The sequence below is a fragment of the Zhongshania sp. genome, assembly GCF_041623545.1.
GTDB lineage: Bacteria > Pseudomonadota > Gammaproteobacteria > Pseudomonadales > Spongiibacteraceae > Spongiibacter.
This window is the reverse complement of the sequence record NZ_JBFJWS010000036.1, coordinates 1-19,715: the sequence shown is the minus strand read 5'-3', so window position 1 is coordinate 19,715 and position 19,715 is coordinate 1. Positions and strand designations below refer to the sequence as shown.

Here is a 19,715-nt window from a genome sequence, read left to right as displayed (position 1 = left end):
ATTAACCGACACATTGGTTTTACCCACGCCGCCCTTACCGCTGCTTACTGCTATTACTTTTACTGCGCTCATCTAATTATCATTCTCCCTTAAACTACTCCGCAGCTTATTTTAGGCCTAGGCCAACGAAAATGCTCTACGCATAAGCCCGCACTATGCCCTGAAGCCCTATAAACACGTCTATATTGGCCACTTACACCCTGAGGCTTAAACCACCGCTCGCAGCAATTGGCGTCGAATTTCGCTTCTGGTCCGCAGCCGCGGCTGCCTCGGGTCGGTGTTCAATGTCTGGACCGCGCTTAAGTTCGAAGGCTCGCGCCATGCGCACCGCCATATTCACCAGTTTAGCACCATCCGCAGCAGACAGGTTTTGTGGGACTTTAGGGCCGTTTGCGCACCACGCCACTGGCAGACGATGCTGAATTAAATTTGAAATAACGCCACCCAAACGCATAGCCTCGTCGATTCGAGTCACTACGGCACCCTGCGGCGCAAGTGGAGCGTAGGCGTCGATAATTTCACTTTGCACATAAGCTTCAGCGTCAGCTGGCACCGTCACAAAGACCTGCACATCCTGCATCGCCGCCGTTAATTGCTGCAACTCGCTAATACCTCGACTGTCACGAAAAGACATTCCCGCGGTATCGATCAAAACGAGCTGTTTTTTACGTAATATTCGGTAGGTCTTAACCGCCTCTTCCAAGTCACCTGCGGTATGCACGGGAATTTGTAAAATTCGACCATAGGCCCGCAGCTGCTCCTGCGCCCCTACTCTAGCAACATCTGTAGTCAATATAGCGATACTGTCACGACCGTGGTTCAGCACATGCTGAGCGGCTATTTTGGCGATCGTTGTGGTTTTCCCCGCGCCTTGAGGGCCAACTAAGCATACCGCGCCGGAACTGGGTGGCGTCATGACGGGGAGCTGCTTGATTAACAACATTTTGAGAATTTCACGCTGTAAGGTGTCATTCTCGTCTGCAGGGATCTCCGCACACAGGCGTCGACCTAAACTGGGATCTAGATCGAGGCTCGCTAAATAACTATTCAATTCCCGCTGTTCTGGCGCTTGGAAACTCGCCTGCTGCCAGTTGTGACCCTTGAGCTGATCCATCAACATCGACTTCATTGATGACAATTCTTGCTTAAGGGTAAGTAATTCGTCTTTTTGCGACCATGCCAGCTGCGGGCTCTGCATTGGAATCTCGGTCGCCACATGACTTGCAGGACCTTGCGTGGCGCTAGCGCCAAGATTTTGGCGTTCAATGCCCTGCCCGCCTGGCAGTTCGGCATTCTTCTTTTGGCGATCAAGCAAGGCATCGAGTGCCGTGCGCTCCCGACGGGGCTCTACAGCGGGTGAAAACTGCTGGGTAATTTTTCTGGCCATCTGCTGCGCCGCCGTCTCAGTAACGGCAATTTGTGATGCAAGCCCAGAATGCTCTGCGTTGTCATCAAGGCTGACAACAACTTCGACCCCACCATCGACAGTATGAAAATCCAGAATCACCGCATCTGGACCGTGAGCAGCTCGCACCATACGCATAGCTTGCTGGCTATCGGCAGCACGATATTTCTTTACTTGCATACTCGTTCTCCTGCGGCCCCGCGTCTTACGCTAGTCGCGCCTGCTGACCGATGGTAGATAACAAACGCACTTGCTTGCTATCAGGTACTTCGTTGTAAGACAGAACTGACAATCCAGGTACACTGCGCCGAGTGAAGCGCGACAACCAAGCCCGTATCGAGGGTGACACCAGCACTACCGCAGGTTGACCAGATAATTCCTGCCGGTGACTGAAATCAGCCAATTCATTCTGTAAGCGTTCAGCAATTCCCGGCTCCAAACCAACCGCGCCAGAACTGCCTCTTAGCATATCCTGCAACAACTGTTCCAAATCAGCGTCGAGCGCAGAAACCGGCAACTCTTCCTCTAAACCATTGATTTCCTGAACAATCATCCGCCCTAACGCGACCCGAACGCCTTCTAATAATTCGTCAGGATTTTTGCTACGCGGCGCCTGCTCCGCCAAACTTTCGGCGATCATTCGTATACTGCGTATAGAAACCCCCTCTTTGAGCAGGTTTTGCAGCACCCTAACCACAATACTGAGCGGCAATTGTTTGGGGACCACATTCTCCACTAGGCGAGGATCGGTTTTGGCTAAGCGATCAAGCAGCTGCTGCACTTCCTCATGACCCAGTAATTCGTGGGCATGTTGCTTAATAACTTGGCTTAAATGAGTCGCGATCACAGTACAAGGATCAACCACGGTATAGCCCATGGTTTGTGCTTGGTCCCGCTGACTAGAATCAATCCAAACTGCCTCCATGCCAAAGGCGGGATCTTTCGTGGTGGCACCACGCAGCCCCGGCTGGGCACCGCCGGGATTAATCGCCAGGTCTTTACCAACCTGAATATCACCCTGAGCAATGGTGTCGCCCAGTAATTGAATCCGGTAGCTGCCAGGTGACAACTCCAAATTGTCACGAATATGTACAGGTTGAATCAGAAAGCCCAAATCCTTAGAGAGTTTTTTGCGTACCCCGGTAATTCGGCCAATTAATTCCCCGCCTTGATTACGGTCAACCAAGGGAATAAGGCGGTAACCTACCTCGAGGCTCACCACGTCCATATGCGTCACTTCATCCCAGCTCAGTTCACTGGGCTCGCGCGGCGCGGCGGCCAGTTCGTCTCCAGCCTCACCCTCATCCACTATTTCTGGGGCAGTCTTCTTCTTGTTCTGCAACCACCAGCCACTGCCACCACAGACCGCCGCCAGCATCAAGAACACCACATTGGGCATGCCGGGAATAACACCGACCAAGGCCATTAAGGTCGCTGACAAATACAAGACATTGGGGTTGGCAAACATCTGGCTGGCCATCTGCTCGCCGATATTCTGGGGGCGCGAGATACGCGTAACAATAATCGCCACCGCCGTCGACAACAGCAAAGATGGCAGCTGTGCCACCAAGCCGTCACCAATCGTCAGCAAGGTATAGTTATGCATGGCTTGATCAAAGCTCAGGCCATGCTGACTCATGCCAACACCCAGGCCGCCGATGACATTGATGAACAAAATCATAATGCCGGCAACTGCGTCACCACGCACAAACTTACTGGCACCGTCCATTGACCCGTAAAAATCCGCCTCGGTGCGCACTTCTTCACGACGCCGACTGGCCTCTTCCTGGTTTAACAGGCCCGCATTTAAGTCGGAGTCGATCGCCATTTGCTTGCCCGGCATGGCGTCCAAGGTAAACCTAGCGGTGACCTCTGAAACCCGACCCGCGCCCTTGGTGACCACCACAAAGTTAATAACAACTAAGATGATGAAAACCACGATACCGACAACATAGTTGCCGCCGATAACAAACTCACCAAAAGACTCAATAACCTTACCTGCCGCACCAGGGCCAGTATGCCCCTCCAACAGCACCACCCGTGTTGAGGCGACGTTCAAGGACAGTCGTAACAAGGTCGCCAGTAGTAATACCGTGGGGAAAACCGAGAAATCGATGGGCCGTTCGACGTAGATAACCGCCAGAATAATGACGAGCGACAGGGCAATATTGAAGGTGAACAACAAATCGAGCAGAAACGGCGGCATTGGGATAACCAACATCCCCAGACATGCAATGAGCATGACAAGTACGCCGACGCCACTACTGGCGACCTTATCCATCCAGCCGTTCGTTGCAATAGTCTGTGTTGCTGCAGCCATACCCACTCTCTTCTAAGATGGATTTTCTGGCGCGCAGAAGCGCCAAAATTTCGTCGTTATCGAGGGTAATTGCAACAACAGGGCCAACTTGCTACGTTGGAGGCCAGACGTCTGAAGCCGGATGTCTGATGCCTGATGAAGAACCGGTTCAGCGCGAGATTTTGCATCCCCCGTTTTCAGTCAAGCATTAAGTAGTGGCAGTCCGCAGCAAGCTTAGGCCGTGCACATCTTTTGCATCAGACGTCAGGCCTGCATTTCACAGTAAATCCTTCAAATACGCATCATCCACCTCGGGCTCCGGCGGCTCAGGGTATTCGCCACCCAAGGTTTCCCAGCTGCGCAGCTGATAAACATAGGTCAGGATCTGGGCCACCGCTAAATACAGGCCACCAGGGATTTCGGCATCGAGGTCCGTGCTGGCGAATACTGCTCGCGCTAAACGGGGTGATTCAACAATCGGTACATCGTGTTCATTAGCCAATTCACGGATTTTAGCGGCGATATTGTCCGCACCTTTTGCCAGTAGCATGGGTGCAGCCATACGCGCTTCATCGTATTTCAGGGCTACGGCAAAATGGGTCGGGTTAGTGATGATGACGTCGGCCGTGGGGACTTTTTCCATCATTCGGCTATTGGCCGCAGCCTGCTGCATTTCGCGCAGTTTGGCTTTTACTTCCGGACGACCGTCAGACTCTTTGTGCTCATCCTTCACTTCTTGGCGGGTCATGCGCAATTCTTTGTGGTAGTTCCACAGCTGCCAAGGCACGTCGATAGCGGCAATGGCCAACAGCGGTAAACTCACTATAAAAAAGAACCACACTAACAAGGAGGCGCTGTTTCTAATTGCTTCTTTCGGTTCTTGCAAGCCTAAACCGAGAATATCGCCGGCGAGACCAGACAGCAGGAATACCGCCGCCGAGCCAATAAACGCCATCTTCATAAGCGCCTTGGCAAGCTCACCCAAGCTGCGCAAAGAAAACAGTTTCCCCACGCCTTTAATGGGGTCCATGCGCTCAGGTTTAACACTCAAATTAAAAGTCCAGCCACCCAAAATGGTGGAGGAAAACACCACAGCAATTATTGCCACCACCATTAGTGGCCAAATTGTAAATAAGCCGCGAACCAAGGTCTCGTATAGTCGGCCAGCAATTTCCCGCTCATCAGCAATGAGAAAGCCGGGGGCCAAGCTGCTAGACAGCAAGTTCTGCAGGGCCGCCGCCAGTTGCCCACCGGTAAACAATAAAATCACCGCGCCAGACAAGGTCACCATCATGGTGGTAAGTTCTTTCGAACGGGGCACCTGGCCTTTTTTACGGGAATCGGCGAGCTTTTTCTCGGAGGCGTCTTCTGTGCGTTCTTGACCGTCTTCGTTCTCAGCCATGGCTCACATCCCGAGAAATTGTTCAGCAGCCACAAACGCAGCGCTGAGACCAGACGACAGAAGCGGCAGTAAATTAGGCAACAGGCGATCGACCACCATAAAGCCAATTAACATCGCGATAGGGAAACCCACTGCAAACAAATTCAAGGTAGGTGCGGCGCGACTCACCACACCCATGGCAAGCTGCACAACTAACAGCGCTACCACTGCAGGTATGGCAACGCGTATTGCGCCGGTAAACAGCTCGGCGCCGCGAATAATCACCACCCCCAATTGGTCACCGGATAAGGCATTACCACCAATTGGCAAATACTCAAAGCTCCTTGCCAGCAGGTTCAAAAAATCCAAATGGCCATTCATCGCCACAAAGATCAGCATGGTGAATATTAATAAAAATTGCGATAACACCGGTACTTGTACACCCCGTTGCGGGTCAACCATCATCGCAAAACCCAAGCCCATGCCCATCGCAATTAGCTGCCCAGCTAAGATAATAGCGTCAAAAACCAGCTGAATAATAAAGCCAAGGCAGAGGCCAATCAGAAATTCATTGGCAATAAGAAGTACAGTTTCAATACCCAATAAATTCATTGGCGGCGGTGCGGGTAATATCGGTAAAAGCACGGCAGTAATAAACACGGCCACCATGATTCGAGACCGCGCTGGAATATACGCTGCGCTAAACAACGGGGCGGTCATCATTGCGCCGCCAACCCGAATAAAGGGCAGCCATGCGCTGGCCAGCAGAACGCTGAGCTGGTCGGCGGTGAGCCCCATCACAACAGGGTCACCCCACCAAGCCGGGGATCATTTCAAACAGCTGGGTGGTGTAGTCAACTAATTGCCGAATCATCCAAGGGCCAGTTAAGCCAAGCACTACCACCAAGACCACCAATTTGGGAATAAAGCTTAAGGTCATGTCCTGAATCTGAGTTGCGGCCTGAAACATACCGATCATCAGACCCGCAGCAAGTGCCGACAGCAGCAGCGGCGCCGCCAGTAACACGGTGACATTCATGGCCTGACGACCAAGTTCGATAACCGTATCCGCATTCATTGATAAAAACTCGCTGCGAGCGAACCCATTACCAAGCTCCAGCCGTCAACCAACACAAACAGCATGATCTTAAAGGGCAGGGAAATCATCATGGGTGACAGCATCATCATACCCATCGACATCAAAACACTGGCGACCACAAGGTCGATAACAACGAAAGGAATAAACAGTAAAAAGCCAATCTGGAAAGCCGTTTTTAATTCGCTGGTTAAAAACGAGGCCATTAATATGGCAAAGGGGACATCTTCAGGTTTGTCAAAGGCATCTTGGCCGGTAATTTCTGCAAAGCGAGCTATATCTTCCTCCCTAGTTTGCCTTAGCATAAATGCGCGAAAAGGCTGAAAACCGGTTTCAACGGCCTGTTCAAAGGGCATTTCTTCAGCGATATACGGCTTAATCGCATCGTTATATGCAATCTCTGCCACGGGCTGCATAATAAACATGGTCAGAAATAAAGCCAAACTCAGTAAAATTTGGTTCGATGGTGTTTGCCCCGTGCCCAGTGCTTGGCGCAGTATCGACAGCACAATCATAATCCGCGTAAATGCCGTCATGCCGAGTAACAGCGCAGGCAATAAGGTCAGCGCGGTCATCACCGCCAACAATTGCAGAGATACCGTATATTCTTGGCCGCCCCCCGCCGCTGGCATGGCGGTTACCGCAGGTAGCGACAATTGCGCGGCATTAGCAAATAATGGCAGACAACACCCAGCTATTAGCAACAATTTTAGCGCGCGTCTCATGACTGACCACCAGATCCACCGCTCGGCGGTTTCGGTTGATTCTGCGTAGGCAAGCGCGCCAATAATTTTGCAAAGGGCGAATTCTGTGGCGCCAGTGTGTCGCTGCTCGGCGGCGACGTCCAAGTATGCAAAGTGTTGATAGCAGCCGAGGTGCAGCCAATAAGGAGTTTCTCGTCGCCGATCTGCACGACCAAGAGTTTCTCCTTCATGCTCAGGGGGATCTGGCCAACCACGGCCACCCCCGCCTGATTTGGTCCCGCCACCAAACGGCTTTTACGCAATAGCCACATCACGGCGACGATGCACAGTACGACGAGTAATAAACTACCGAGTAAGCCACTAATATCGAGCTGAGCCACACTCGGCGTTGCCGTGGGCAAGGCTGGCGCACTGGCATTGGTCTTTGCAGTAATGAGCGGCTCAGCAACGTCGGCGCTCCACGCCGGCATCGCCATCGCACTGGCAATACTGCCCAGCGCATAAAATCGATTTAACAAATAGCCCTTCATCCCCGGCGCTCACGCTCTTCTTGGCCGACAACCTCAGTGAGCATAATGCCGAATTTGTCCTTTACCACCACAATTTCACCGCGCGCTACTAAGGTGTCGTTAACCAGTACATCGAGTGGAGTACCGGCAGCGCGATCCAACTCAATAATAGCGCCCTGACTAAGTTCGCGCAGGTCGCGGATGCTCATTTTGGTACGCCCGACCTCGACCGCAACGTTAACGCTGACATCCATAATCATGTCGAGGCTCATATCGTTACTCATGCGGCCACTCCCCGGGCTACTGCCAGCTGCTGTGTTTGTTTGCTGAGCGCTAGTGTGTTCATTTAATTCCTTAATTTCTGCGGCGCTTACCGCTTCAATTGGGCTGGCGGCATCCGCCACTGGCTCTTGATTATCGACGTCGTCGGTCATACGTCCTCCTCAGCGCGGCGGCCGTTTTTTCGGCACCGGCCCCTCAAGTTTTACCGCTAAATTGCCCTGATGGCTGCCGAAACGCCCTCGCATAAAGGGTTTTCCGTCAACCTCTAAAATCAATTCATCTGGTGACGGCAGGTCGATAATATCGCCCACTTTAAGGCTCGCCACTTTTTTCAAGCTGAGCTTGGTTTGCCCTAACAAGGCAACCAATTCAATTGGCGCCGATTCCAAGCCTTCGAGCAAGCGATCTCGCCAATCATCACTCGACGGTTTGCGCTTACTTTGACCGGGATCCCCCAAACTATCGCGAACGGCATCAATGGCACTCCAGGGGACAATCGACCACAAACCGCCGCTGAACTCACCGATATTCACGGTAAACCGCGTGGCGACGAGAGAATCGGCCTCGCTGATCGTATCCAGCATGCGCGGGTCATTATATTGTGCAGCAATCGTCGGCTCAGTTTTGATGACTGACTTCCATGAGCTGGCAATATCGGGGAGTAAAGCGGTGTTCAGCATTTCCATAAAACTGAACTCCGATACCGACAAAGTTTCTCGATCACCCTGCTGGCTGGCACCAGAGCCACCGAAATAGCGGTCAACTAACTGAAATACCAAATCGGACTCAAAGGCCAAAAACAAGCTGGCACTCATCGGTAAGCCCTGCACCACCGATAAACTGCAAGGCGCCGACAGGGTGTTGACCATCTCGTCAAATTTCATCACGGTAATCTTATCGGTTTGCACCGAGCTTACCGCCGCGACAAATTCCTGCATTCGATCCTTGGTCGAACTGGCAAACTGCGACTGAATCAATGACAGCGCCGGTATAAGGCGCTGTACAGCGTAATCTTGGCGAGCGAGATTATACTTGCCCTTGCCTGGCCCGTTGTCGTCCTCGCCAGCCATCAGCGCCTCGAGTTCTTCCGGATCGAGTACGTCAGTCATTTCGGCAATCTCACTGAACTACAAACTTAGTGAAATACACGGCATCAATACCGCCTTTACCCGACTCAGATTTTAAAACCTCGTTAATCACCGCCATTGCCTCTTCCTGAATTTTCTGACGTTGCTCTACGGTAGCTATCGCCTCGCGATCAAGCTTACTGAGGAACAATAGCAGGTCATTGCGGATGCGCGGTTCATATTGTTCCACTCGGCTAAACGTATCATCCCGGCGCGACATTAACTCAATTTCAATCATCAAAAAGCGCATGCCGCGCTCGTTTTGCAAATTCACTACAAACGACGGCGACAAGCTGTAGTACTCCGGGGCCTTCATCGCGGGCGCTGCTGCTTCCGCCATTTCACCGTCGGCAGCTGGCATTGCAGGCGCAGTGCTTTTCATAAAAAACCAGGTTCCTCCGACCGCAGCCAAGAGTAAGACCAGCACACCCACAATTAAGATAATCTTCATTTTCATAATTAGCTTCCAACAATCCGCATAGTGACAACATAGCTATAAACAAGGCAAAAGCAAGGCTTATGCCAATGAAAATTGTACTTTAAAATCAAACACTTAATATAGTTGAAAATGCCTATGACAAAACTTTGGCGCCTATTTGTTAGGAATTAGCTGAAATACAAAGCAAGCCCCACCGGGCCACTAGGTATTTAGCCGCTCAGTTACTGTTATAATTCTCCCTCAATTTATTAAGGGGCTCAGCCATGGCAATTGCTTCAGCGCGACACATACTCGTTAAAACCGAACAACAAGCTAAAGACCTAAAAGCAAAAATTGCCAAGGGCGAAGACTTTGGTGAGCTCGCTAAAAAGCACTCAGATTGCCCCTCTGGCAAACAGGGTGGCGACCTCGGCGAATTTCGCCCAGGTCAAATGGTGAAGCCTTTTGACGACGTGGTTTTTAAAGAAGCGGTTTTAGAAGTACACGGCCCAGTCAAAACCCAGTTTGGCTACCACCTGATCCAGACGATTTACCGTAATTAATCAGGGCAATAACGTCAACCGTGCTTTCGCCTTAATACCGTCTCAGAACACCGGTATTAAGGCAGAGTTAGCGCTTCTGGACTAGCGAAATTATTTAAGTAAGAAATCATCGCACGGGCTGATTCACGCTGGTACTCAGGTGTAATGACCCCATGAAAATGATAGGACAAGCGCAAGCACGCCGTGCCGAGCTCGACTGTTAAGGCTCGCGCATTCGGATTTGATGCAGGTAAAACCACATTGGCCGACGCCATTAGCACTTCAACTTGGCGGCCTAAATGCTCGATAGTGAGCTCCAGCGCTCGACTGCTTTCATCACTGGCCATCGCGCCGAGAATCAGCATTCGACCAGCGGGATTACTATTGTGGAAGTCGGCAACCACCTCCGTGATTCTGAATACCATTTGCTGCCATGTCAGCTGCCCTAATTGCTGTGCAGCTTCCTCTACACGTTCTTCCAGTTTCACCAAATAACGCCGACTCAGCTCATTTAGCACTGCGTATGGCGTCGGGAAAAAATGGTAAATACTTGTTCGGGTATAACCGAGGCGCTCGGCAAGTTCCGGAATAGAGAAACCAGAAATTCCCTTGGCGAGCAATACCAGCTCTGCCTCGGCAAGAATTTTCTCGAAACGGGCTTTACCACGCAGCTGCTGCGGTGCCCGGGCCTCTGAGGTGACGATAGATGGTGTGTTCATGACTAAACACTAACACTTGACAGCAAAAACGTACATAAGTATGTTAACCGTAAATACATACATTAGTATGGAAATTTTGCCGCGCAGGATTGCGACAATAACAAGGCTACAACCCTGCTACATCGACAAGCATAAAAATCTAAAAATAAGCACAGCGACTCACATACCCAAGGCGATACCGACACACCCGTTGGCAGCACCGATCTTGAGGAATAGCAGATGAACAAGAATAGCTACCCGCTACGCCATTTTGGCCTAATATTCGCCATTTCAATCGGCTTGGCCGCATGCGGCGGAAGCAGCTCCGGCGCACCGCAAGGGGCAGTTAATATACCGCCAGTTGATAGCGGTGAACCCAGCACATTTGCGAGTACCGAAGCGTTTTTTAGTCAGCGGATCTCTGTGCGCATGGATTACTGCCGAAGCTGCCACCTTCCCGGTGGCGTCGCCGATACCGAAGATGGCAAACGCTTTATGCTCGGCACCAGTAGCAACAGCGACTATATCAATACCTTTGAAGCGTGGCAGGTGCTTGGTAAGGGCGTAGCGAGCAACCCCATATTAACCATGAATGCCGACCCTAATTTAGCCCACAGCGGCGGCAAAAGTTGGCCCGTCGGCAGCCCGGCATACCAGGAAATGACCACCTTATTGCGCTGCTGGAACGAACCAGCAAGCTGCGTACTAAAAAGTGATAACGCTGCCCTTGAGCAGCTGCCCTTACTGGGCAGCCGTCGCGCCGCGCATCGCTGGGCAGAGTTCTGTGCAAACAATAGCGACGACGCGGTCCTCCCAACCGACCCACGCAGCTTAATTCAGCCCGGTGTAAATCAAGGCAAGGCCGTTTTTTTCAACGCTTACTGGGAAGATTGCCACGTCAATCTTCCCGCCGAGGAGCAACAAGCCAAAACCTGTGGTGAATATCGCAGCCGTCGCGACCGCGGCCTGCAATTTCTCGTCGACGAATTACCGGTCGGTACTGTCTCCGCCGCAGAATTTGATAACACCTGGAAAAAATGGGGCTTATCAGCACGCCCCGACAATTTTGAAGAACTGTACACATTGCGCTATGGCATGAACTACGCCCCCTTCGACAACCCCTATCCACGCAATGGCGAAGACCCCAACCAAAGTAATGGCGGCTCAGGCCAATTACCCTTGGGCCTGCGCCAAAACAAAAATCCCGATGGCAGCTGGGCCGGCACCATCGGCAGTGCTGCGTGCTTTCTCTGCCACGGCGGCCAGGTTGGCGACCCCCGCCAAGGCGATAGCGTGCACATTGGTATAAGCAATATTGGTTCCGGTAATAATAATTACGATGTCCTGATGTCAGCCAAAGATGGTTCGCCTTTTAATGGCCTCGTCTTGGTAGAAGACGCTCTGCCACCCATGGATATCAACGCGGTTTTTAATATTGGCATCAAGCAGCGTGGTCAAAACAATGCGGTTGGCGCTTTTGAGTTTTTAGTGACTTTACTCGATTACGATTCCCTCGGTGTGAACGCCAACCCCCTTAAAAGTGTGACTGGCGGCAGCGCCCAAGGTGTACAGGACGTCGCCCACCCCCTAGCGCACACCCAAGACACACCTCCCTGGTGGAATATGGGTATGCGGCCACGCAAGTTTTTTGACGCTGGCGTATCCAATGACAGCACTCGTATTATCATGGCTGCAGGGCCAGGTGAATTGAATGAAATTTTCTCCCAAGACGGTGCGCCCTACCGCAATCGAATTGAATTGTGGGATCAGGACTTAGAGGCTTATTTCCTATCACTTGAGTCACCGGCGTACCCTGGCGAGGTGAACACGAGTCTCGCGGAACAAGGAGCGATTTTATTCCACAACAAAGATTTATGGGCAGAAGAAGGTAATGCCGCCCACCCTAAACCACTGGGTGGCAATGGTTCCTGCGCATCATGCCACGGCGTCTATTCACCTCGCTTCGCCAATGACCCCAACTTTTTGGAATCACCTGTGTTAGAAGGCGTTGCCGGTCATATTTCACCCCTAAACGTAATCAACACCGACCGCGCCCGCTCGGACATGCTCACCCCCACCCTGCGCCAGGGCTGGGACACCACGTACTGGGGATACACTGACGGCGTTGAGGGTTGGGTTGCACCAGCAGACAAAGACCCACTAACCGAAATGCTAGACGATATGATGCCCATTGAGAGCCGCCCCCAAGGTCTGTGCGGCTGGGAAAAGGAAGTAATCGGCTATCAAGCACCGCCCCTCTATGGCATTTGGGCTACCGCACCTTACTTCCACAATGGTTCGGTACCTACCTTGGCGCAGTTACTCGACTCCAGTACGCGGCCAGCGATTTGGCGGCGTAAAATTCAGCAAGACGGCGCAATTAAAGGTTTCGATCAAAGTATGGCCGCCTACGATCATACTGCTGTTGGCTGGAAACACGATGAGCTAGTGTGTGCCGATATGCCGGGTAATCCCTTGAGTAACTGTAATCCGGTGGACGATAAGGGGCCATCACTAACACAGCTTGCACAGAGTTACTTAAATAGTACTTTGAGCTGGGCGGGCTTAGTCAGTATTCCGGATCCCGCGCCCGATTCCTTCGATAAACGACTTATCTATGACAGCCGAATTTTAGGCAATGGCAACGGTGGTCACAGCTTTAGCGATGTACTGAGCGACGCCGAGCGCAAAGCGATTATCGAATACCTCAAAACACTCTAATTTTTTATATAAAAACAAAAAAGCCCAGGCTTAGCGCCCGGGCTTTTTTTGCGTTAAAAACCTCGGTATTACACCAAGGTTTTACTCTGGCGCTATCTCAATCAATACTTCGCCCGGCGTCACCCGATCGCCTTTCTTAACGAAGATATCAACAATTTTACCGGCAATTGGCGCTTGCACCTCGGCCTCCATCTTCATGGCTTCGGTGACTAATACCGCCTGACCAAGCTTCACGACATCGCCAACCGCAACCAATACTTCCACGATATTGCCTGGCATATTGGTGCTAACGTGACCAGGCTTGCTGGCAGCCTTACGACCACCGCCGCCCTCGGCCTTGTATTCATTCAATGCTTCGAACACCACCTCTTCCGGCATACCATCCAAGGTCATGTAAATATGGCGCTTGCCGGTGCCCTTAACGCCCACACCGGTAATTGCCACTTGGTAGCTTTCACCGTGTACATCAATCACAAACTCGGTGGGCGCGCCGCCATCTGAAACTGGGCGAGTCTTGCCGCTGCCAATGGGCTCCAACACTTCTGGCGTGAGGGTGCCCGCTTCGCGCTCGGCAAGGAAGCTGCGCCCCAAGTCAGGGAACATGGCAAAGGTGAGAACATCTTCCTCGGATTTTGCTAAATCGCCAATTTCAGCACGTAACTTACTTAGCTCCGGTGGCAAAAGATCAGCCGGGCGCACATCAATCACATCTTCACTACCAATCGCCCGTGCCCGCAAATCTTTGTCTACCTCTGCAGGCGCCGCGCCGTAATGGCCCTGTAAATAGCGCTTAACCTCATTGGTGATAGTGGTATAGCGCTTGTCGGCAAGGATATTCATCACCGCCTGGGTACCGACAATTTGAGAGGTTGGCGTAACTAACGGCGGGTAACCGAGGTCTTTGCGCACCGCCGGTATCTCCGCAAACACATCGCCAATACGGTGTAAGGCGCCCTGCTCCTTAAGCTGATTCGCCAAGTTCGACATCATGCCGCCGGGCACTTGGTTAATCTGCACGCTAACGTCTTCACGGGTGAATTCGCTTTCGAACTGGTGGTATTTCTTGCGAACTTCCCACAGCTGGCTGGCAATATTTTGCAGAGCGGGCAAATCTAATCCGCTGTCCCGTGGCGTGCCTTTAAGGGCCGCCACCATGGTTTCAGTCGCCGGGTGACTGGTGCCATTAGCAAAGGCTGACATGGCGGTGTCGATAATATCAATCCCCGCCTCAACGGCCTTGAGCTGGCACAAGCCCGCCAAACCAGAAGTCATATGGGAGTGCAAGGCCAGTGGCACTTTCACTTCGAGTTTAAGCGCCGCAATTAACTCCGATGTCGCCGTAGGCGTAAGCAAGCCCGCCATGTCTTTTATGGCAATAGAGTCCACCCCCATATTGACCATATCGAGGGCTTGCTGCACAAATTTTGCCGTAGTGTGAACCGGGCTGGTGGTATAGCAAATCGTACCCTGCGCGTGCTTACCCGATTTTTTTACCGCGGCCACCGCAGTTTCAAGATTGCGTACATCATTCATGGCATCAAACAGGCGGAAAATATCCATGCCGTTATCAGCGGATTTTTGAATAAAGGCCTCTACCACATCGTCGGCGTAGTGACGGTAGCCAAGCAAATTTTGGCCGCGCACCAGCATTTGCAATTTGGTGTTGGGCAGCGCTGCGCGGAGTTTACGCAAACGCTCCCATGGGTCTTCTTTTAAGAAGCGAACACAGGCGTCAAAGGTCGCACCACCCCAAACTTCAAGGGACCAAAACCCTATCGCATCCAGCTCAGCGCAAACCGGCAGCATATCTTCGGTGCGCATACGGGTAGCGATAAGTGACTGGTGGCCATCGCGCAGGGCAACGTCAGTGATTAGAACAGGTTTCTCTTGACTCATGATCAATATCCTTTGCGTTATAGGCCAGCGTGGGCGGCAATAGCTGCAGCCACGGCGAGGGCAATGTCTTCGGGGCGGGTTTTATCCGAGTACTGAGTCAACTCGGGATGGCTTTCAACAAAACTCGTATCAAAATTCCCCGCGCGAAAATCCGGGTGCTTTAAAATTTGCTGATAATACGACGCCGTGGTTTTTACGCCCTGCAGGCGCATATCATTTAGTGCTCGGGAACCGCGGTTTAAGACCTCATCCCACGTCAGCCCCCAAACAATAAGCTTCAAGCACATCGAATCGAAATACGGCGGAATGGTATAACCGGTATAAATCGCGGTATCGACCCGCACGCCAGGGCCACCCGGCGCATAATAACGGCTAATTTTGCCAAAACTCGGCAGAAAATCGTTCTTGGGGTCTTCAGCATTAATGCGAAATTGCAGAGCATAACCACGATAGGAAATATCCTGCTGGCGATAAGCCAAGGGTAAACCGGACGCAATGCGAATTTGCTCGCGCACCACATCCACCCCAGTGATTTGCTCGGTAATGGTGTGTTCCACCTGCACCCGCGTGTTCATTTCCATAAAATAAATTTGATTGTCCGCCAGCAAAAACTCAACCGTACCGGCGTTTTCATAGCCCACGGCTTCCGCGGCACGCACCGACATATCGCCGATGTAAGCGCGTTGCTCTGGGGTTAATTGTGGCGACGGTGCGATCTCGATGAGCTTTTGATTGCGGCGCTGAATTGAGCAATCACGCTCAAACAAATGAATTACATTGCCGTGGCTGTCGGCAAGAATTTGCGCTTCAATGTGACGGGGATTAACAATGCATTTTTCCATAAACACATCGGCGCGACCGAAGGCTTTGGTTGCCTCAGACACAACGCGGTCGTATTGCCGGCGCAAATCCGCTTCGCTGTCGCAGCGGCGAATGCCCCGTCCACCCCCGCCCGAGGTGGCTTTCAACATCACGGGGTAACCAATGGTTTTAGCGAAACTGACGGCCTCTTCTACGTCGACCAAATTACCATCAGTACCCGGGGTTACCGGCACCCCAGCCGCCGTCATGGCGCGCCGCGCCTCCGTTTTATCACCCATACGCCGAATGACTTCAGCGCTCGGGCCGATAAACGTAATACCACGCTCAGCACAGACATCGGCTAATTCAGCATTCTCTGACAAAAAGCCGTAACCGGGATGTAGGCCATCGCAACCCGTTTCTACCGCAAGAGCAACCAATTTACGGGGATTCAAATACCCCTCTAAAGGGTCCGCGCCGATATTGTAGGCCTCATCGGCTCGTTTCACATGCAAGGCAAAACGATCCGGCTCGGTATAGATTGCCGCCGAGCGTATGCCCATTTCCGCGCACGCCCGGACAATTCGCACCGCGATTTCACCGCGATTGGCAATCAGGATTTTTTTCAACATAGCTGAACTCCCTAATGGGGAAGAATTCCCCCCTAAGCTGACCTTCCAGTTAAATGAACCGTTACTGCAAAGCAACACACCTAGAATTTAATGCAGCCACCGTACCGAAAAAGCGCTAAGATAAAAAATTAATATTTGTATTAATATATATAAGCTATTACTTATACATGGGAAATTACGCGAGAATCCAATGGAAGTCAGCTACCTAAACCGCCTCACTCTTCGCCAATTGGATGTATTCTTAGCCGTCTGCCTGCACCGCAGCTACTCCAAAGCCGCCCTACAGCTCGCGCTTACGCAGCCAGCGGTCAGCTCACAAATTCGCAGCCTCGAAGAGGTCGTCGGCCAAGCCTTGTTCGATTACTTAGGCAAGCAGCTGTTCTTAACCAGCGCCGGAGAAGTCATGCTCCGCGCCGCCCGAGAATTAAAGCAGCGTCTCGTGCACCTAGAGATCGAATTAACCGAGCTACATGGCCGCCTGCAAGGCAGCCTCCATATCGCCATAGAATCCAGCGCCGAATACTTGCTGCCTGGCTACATCAACCATTTTTGCGAGCAACACCCTGACGTTGATATCAGCCTGCACGTGGTCAATCACCAGCACTTACTTGAGCGCCTAAACGACAATCTCGACGACCTCGCGGTAATGACTCAAGTGCCAGAGGGGCGTGCATTGGTCTACACACCCTTTACAGACCATCAGCTCATTGTCGTAACAAACCCCAGCCACCCTCTGGCTTCCCAAGGGAGTGTCAGCTTAAGAGAATTACTGGAGTTCCCCGCCCTTATTCGCGAAGTGGGTTCGGGCACCCGGCAGATCTTTGAGGGCTTCTGCCGCGAAAATGGCTGCCTTATTCAGCGGCGCCGGCAGATGGGCAGCCATCAGGCGATAAAAACCGCCCTCGCCAGCGGCGACCATTTTGCCGTTCTCCCCCAAGCCATGGTCGCCAGTGAGCTTGCCACAAAAACCTTAGCCTTAGTTGCCGTTACCGGCTTCCCAATTCGACGCTCTTGGTGCACGGTCTATCCGAAAGGCAAGCACTTAAATCCGCTGACCAAAGCCTTTCATGACTTCCTTCACAACACGGCCAATTAAGCTGAGATTAGGATTGCCACTACCTCGACCCTGCCCTAAGCTCATGGCCAAAGGAATGCTGGATTTTTAAATGGATAAGGAAATTAAGCCCGCTGTCGCGCTGCTTATCGTGCTGATATTTATCACACCTATCATCGTGCGCTTCTGGGCCGGCGGCGAGCATGCGCTCGCGCGCGCTGGGGTCTACTTTCTCCAAGAAGACGCCCACAATCAGCTCAGCCTGCAAGCCGACCGACTCTTAGTCACTATTCCCAATAACGGCGATAACGAAGGCGTTTTTGACTTTAGTCCCTTTATGACTGAGCCAGGCACTGCCGACCTCATGGGAAACATCGCCTATTTCGCCAATAACGACGTGTTAATCCGAATTGGCTCTACCCAATATGGGCCCAGTAGCTATTTAAGCTTAGCCAGCAGCTCCGACCCTGACGCTGAGCGTTTACGCCAAAGCTTAAGTAAAAACAGTGGCGCACCGGCACAGCTACTGCGCTGCGACCTTAAATCGAAACGTTGCCAAAGTTTTCACAATATTCAAGCACCGTGGCGCTATCGTCTGTATATCAACACCGACCACGATGAGGTGTATTTAAGTGAAGGCACCACCCATAAAGCAAGAGCCATCAGCGCCGCCGGGCAGCCACTGGGCGACATCGATCAAGGCCTATTATTTCCCAAGCGCATTCGCCCCTACCAAGAGGGCCTCTACCTCGTCGACACCAACCATCGCAGCCTGCACTTTTTAAACAAAGGCAGTCACTTTAGCGATACTGGCCGCGAACTTAAATTTAATGCCGACACAGAGACGCAACGCCAATGGCTAGTAGATGCGGTCTATTTTGCCGATCATTGGTGGATCATTTTGGCGAGTAACGGCATGACCAACACCGCTCTTTATCGCGCCGACCATGAAGGTAAAATACTCAACAAAATATCCCTCGGAGCAAAGGCCGAACCTTTCGATTTACTCGTGCGGCATAATCATTTGCTCGTCAGCGACTTGCACAGCGGCGCGGTATATCGCCTCAATCAACAAGGCGAACTTATCGACACTATCCGCTCCCCAGCAATACACAAATACTTTACTGAATTGGCTGCAAGCCGCGCCTACTATCAAAACATCATCACCCTTTCTCACATAGCCCTTGGCTTATTTGCCATATGCGGTATTAGCGGCGCAATCGTCACCGCCCGGCGCCACCGCCAAGCCAATCCCAAAATGGGTTATGATCCCACTGCGCTGCCCAGTTATTTAAACCCGCTACTGCCACTTTATCGGCCAAGCACGACTTTAAAACCCGCGCATCAACTCAAGGAACGATCAATGAGTAATATTTTAATCAGCAATATAGAAATCATTCCCGGCAAACGAGTCACCCAACACCTAGGTTTGGTTATGGGCAGTACGGTACGTGCAAAACACGCTGGCAAAGACTTTATGGCGGGACTAAAAAATATTTTTGGTGGTGAACTGGGCGGTTATACCGAGTTATTGTCTGAGGCCCGTCAGGAAGCGACTGAACGCATGACCGAACAAGCCAAAGCCATTGGCGGCAATGCGGTCATTAACGTGCGTTACTCCACCTCGTCGATTACCGCTGGTGCTTCCGAAATTTTAGCCTACGGCACTGCGGTCTTTCTTGAGGATAAATAATGGAAGCCCTCTTTCAAATTGGCATTTTTATTCTCTTACTCGGCTTTGGTTTTATCTTTGGCCGACGCGCAGAAGCAAAGCACTATAAAAGCATCTTCGCCCGCGAAGACGCCCTGCGCAACGTGGTGGTATCGACCGATCGATTTCCACCTGTAGAGTATATGAACCATCACTCCGGACTGGTAAGTGGCAATGTAGTGATCTCTGTCGATTATTTCAAAGTCGTCGCCGCTGGCCTGCGGGGCATCGTCGGCGGCCGCATTCGCAGCTACGAGACCCTGCTCGATCGCGCCCGCCGCGAAGCTTTATTACGGATGCAAGAACAGGCGCACGCCGCTGGCGCCGAGGCCATTATCAACACCAAACTAGAAACCAGCCGCATATCAGGCAATGGCAATAAAGGTATTGCCTCAGTTGAAGTCCTCGCCTATGGCACCGCCCTAATTCCAGTGCCCAT

18 protein-coding genes are annotated in these 19,715 nt (G+C 52.0%); 5 read left to right on the top strand and 13 right to left on the bottom strand.

All coding sequences use genetic code 11. From position 1 onward, the window contains the following. Positions 1-193: 193 nt before the first annotated feature. From flhF to fliL, 10 genes are all read right to left on the bottom strand, one after another. The gene (gene flhF, locus ABYT30_RS06475; RefSeq protein WP_373081467.1) at positions 194-1,585 is read right to left on the bottom strand and encodes a flagellar biosynthesis protein FlhF; all 1,392 of its coding nucleotides are present in this window, start codon (positions 1,583-1,585) and stop codon (positions 194-196) included. 25 nt (positions 1,586-1,610) lie between these two features. Further along, complete coding sequence (gene flhA, locus ABYT30_RS06470) at positions 1,611-3,725, bottom strand: flagellar biosynthesis protein FlhA (RefSeq protein ID WP_373081466.1); 2,115 nt, start codon at positions 3,723-3,725, stop codon at positions 1,611-1,613. A 256-nt stretch (positions 3,726-3,981) separates the two neighbouring features. Next, complete coding sequence (flhB, locus tag ABYT30_RS06465; protein WP_373081464.1) at positions 3,982-5,106, bottom strand: flagellar biosynthesis protein FlhB; 1,125 nt, start codon at positions 5,104-5,106, stop codon at positions 3,982-3,984. A 3-nt stretch (positions 5,107-5,109) separates the two neighbouring features. Further along, positions 5,110-5,883, bottom strand: a complete 774-nt coding sequence (gene fliR, locus ABYT30_RS06460; protein ID WP_373081471.1) for a flagellar biosynthetic protein FliR — start codon at positions 5,881-5,883, stop codon at positions 5,110-5,112. A 10-nt stretch (positions 5,884-5,893) separates the two neighbouring features. Continuing rightward, on the bottom strand, positions 5,894-6,163 hold the full coding sequence (gene fliQ / locus ABYT30_RS06455; protein WP_373081462.1) for a flagellar biosynthesis protein FliQ: 270 nt from the start codon (positions 6,161-6,163) through the stop codon (positions 5,894-5,896). Beyond that, the gene (fliP, locus tag ABYT30_RS06450; RefSeq protein WP_373081461.1) at positions 6,160-6,906 is read right to left on the bottom strand and encodes a flagellar type III secretion system pore protein FliP; all 747 of its coding nucleotides are present in this window, start codon (positions 6,904-6,906) and stop codon (positions 6,160-6,162) included. Before fliP ends, fliQ begins: the two co-directional genes overlap by 4 nt. After that, on the bottom strand, positions 6,903-7,415 hold the full coding sequence (fliO, locus tag ABYT30_RS06445) for a flagellar biosynthetic protein FliO (RefSeq protein ID WP_373081459.1): 513 nt from the start codon (positions 7,413-7,415) through the stop codon (positions 6,903-6,905). The genes fliP and fliO overlap by 4 nt, the downstream gene beginning before the upstream one ends. Then, complete coding sequence (gene fliN, locus ABYT30_RS06440; protein WP_373095695.1) at positions 7,412-7,828, bottom strand: flagellar motor switch protein FliN; 417 nt, start codon at positions 7,826-7,828, stop codon at positions 7,412-7,414. The genes fliO and fliN overlap by 4 nt, the downstream gene beginning before the upstream one ends. A 9-nt stretch (positions 7,829-7,837) precedes the next feature. After that, positions 7,838-8,785 carry a flagellar motor switch protein FliM gene (locus tag ABYT30_RS06435; protein ID WP_373081454.1) on the bottom strand — a complete coding sequence of 316 codons (948 nt, stop codon included), beginning with the start codon at positions 8,783-8,785 and terminating at the stop codon, positions 7,838-7,840. Between the two features lie 10 nt (positions 8,786-8,795). Continuing rightward, the gene (gene fliL / locus ABYT30_RS06430; protein WP_373081451.1) at positions 8,796-9,260 is read right to left on the bottom strand and encodes a flagellar basal body-associated protein FliL; all 465 of its coding nucleotides are present in this window, start codon (positions 9,258-9,260) and stop codon (positions 8,796-8,798) included. 245 nt (positions 9,261-9,505) lie between these two features. Here fliL and ABYT30_RS06425 point away from each other — a divergent pair, with 245 nt between their 5' ends. Then, positions 9,506-9,784 carry a peptidylprolyl isomerase gene (locus tag ABYT30_RS06425; protein ID WP_373081449.1) on the top strand — a complete coding sequence of 93 codons (279 nt, stop codon included), beginning with the start codon at positions 9,506-9,508 and terminating at the stop codon, positions 9,782-9,784. A 56-nt stretch (positions 9,785-9,840) separates the two neighbouring features. Here ABYT30_RS06425 and ABYT30_RS06420 read toward each other — a convergent pair whose 3' ends face one another. Next, positions 9,841-10,482, bottom strand: a complete 642-nt coding sequence (locus ABYT30_RS06420; RefSeq protein ID WP_373081446.1) for a TetR/AcrR family transcriptional regulator — start codon at positions 10,480-10,482, stop codon at positions 9,841-9,843. A 219-nt stretch (positions 10,483-10,701) separates the two neighbouring features. On the opposite strand from ABYT30_RS06420, the gene ABYT30_RS06415 reads away from it, so the two are divergent. Beyond that, the gene (locus ABYT30_RS06415; protein WP_373081443.1) at positions 10,702-13,182 is read left to right on the top strand and encodes a hypothetical protein; all 2,481 of its coding nucleotides are present in this window, start codon (positions 10,702-10,704) and stop codon (positions 13,180-13,182) included. Positions 13,183-13,263: 81 nt separating this feature from the next. Here ABYT30_RS06415 and oadA read toward each other — a convergent pair whose 3' ends face one another. Together oadA and ABYT30_RS06405 are read right to left on the bottom strand one after the other, a co-directional pair. Continuing rightward, positions 13,264-15,078 (bottom strand): sodium-extruding oxaloacetate decarboxylase subunit alpha, encoded by a 1,815-nt coding sequence (gene oadA / locus ABYT30_RS06410; protein ID WP_373081441.1) that lies wholly within the window; start codon positions 15,076-15,078, stop codon positions 13,264-13,266. A gap of 17 nt (positions 15,079-15,095) precedes the next feature. Next, a complete protein-coding gene (locus tag ABYT30_RS06405; protein ID WP_373095694.1) occupies positions 15,096-16,511 on the bottom strand; it encodes an acetyl-CoA carboxylase biotin carboxylase subunit in 1,416 nt (471 codons plus the stop codon). 190 nt (positions 16,512-16,701) lie between these two features. Between ABYT30_RS06405 and ABYT30_RS06400 the strand changes: the two genes are divergently transcribed. The 3 genes from ABYT30_RS06400 to ABYT30_RS06390 all read left to right on the top strand — a co-directional run. Further along, on the top strand, positions 16,702-17,607 hold the full coding sequence (locus ABYT30_RS06400) for a LysR family transcriptional regulator (protein WP_373095692.1): 906 nt from the start codon (positions 16,702-16,704) through the stop codon (positions 17,605-17,607). A gap of 70 nt (positions 17,608-17,677) precedes the next feature. Continuing rightward, complete coding sequence (locus ABYT30_RS06395; protein WP_373095690.1) at positions 17,678-19,258, top strand: YbjQ family protein; 1,581 nt, start codon at positions 17,678-17,680, stop codon at positions 19,256-19,258. Then, the coding region (locus ABYT30_RS06390; protein WP_373095688.1) for a YbjQ family protein at positions 19,258-19,715 on the top strand (458 nt) is incomplete at its 3' end. The genes ABYT30_RS06395 and ABYT30_RS06390, both read left to right, overlap by 1 nt.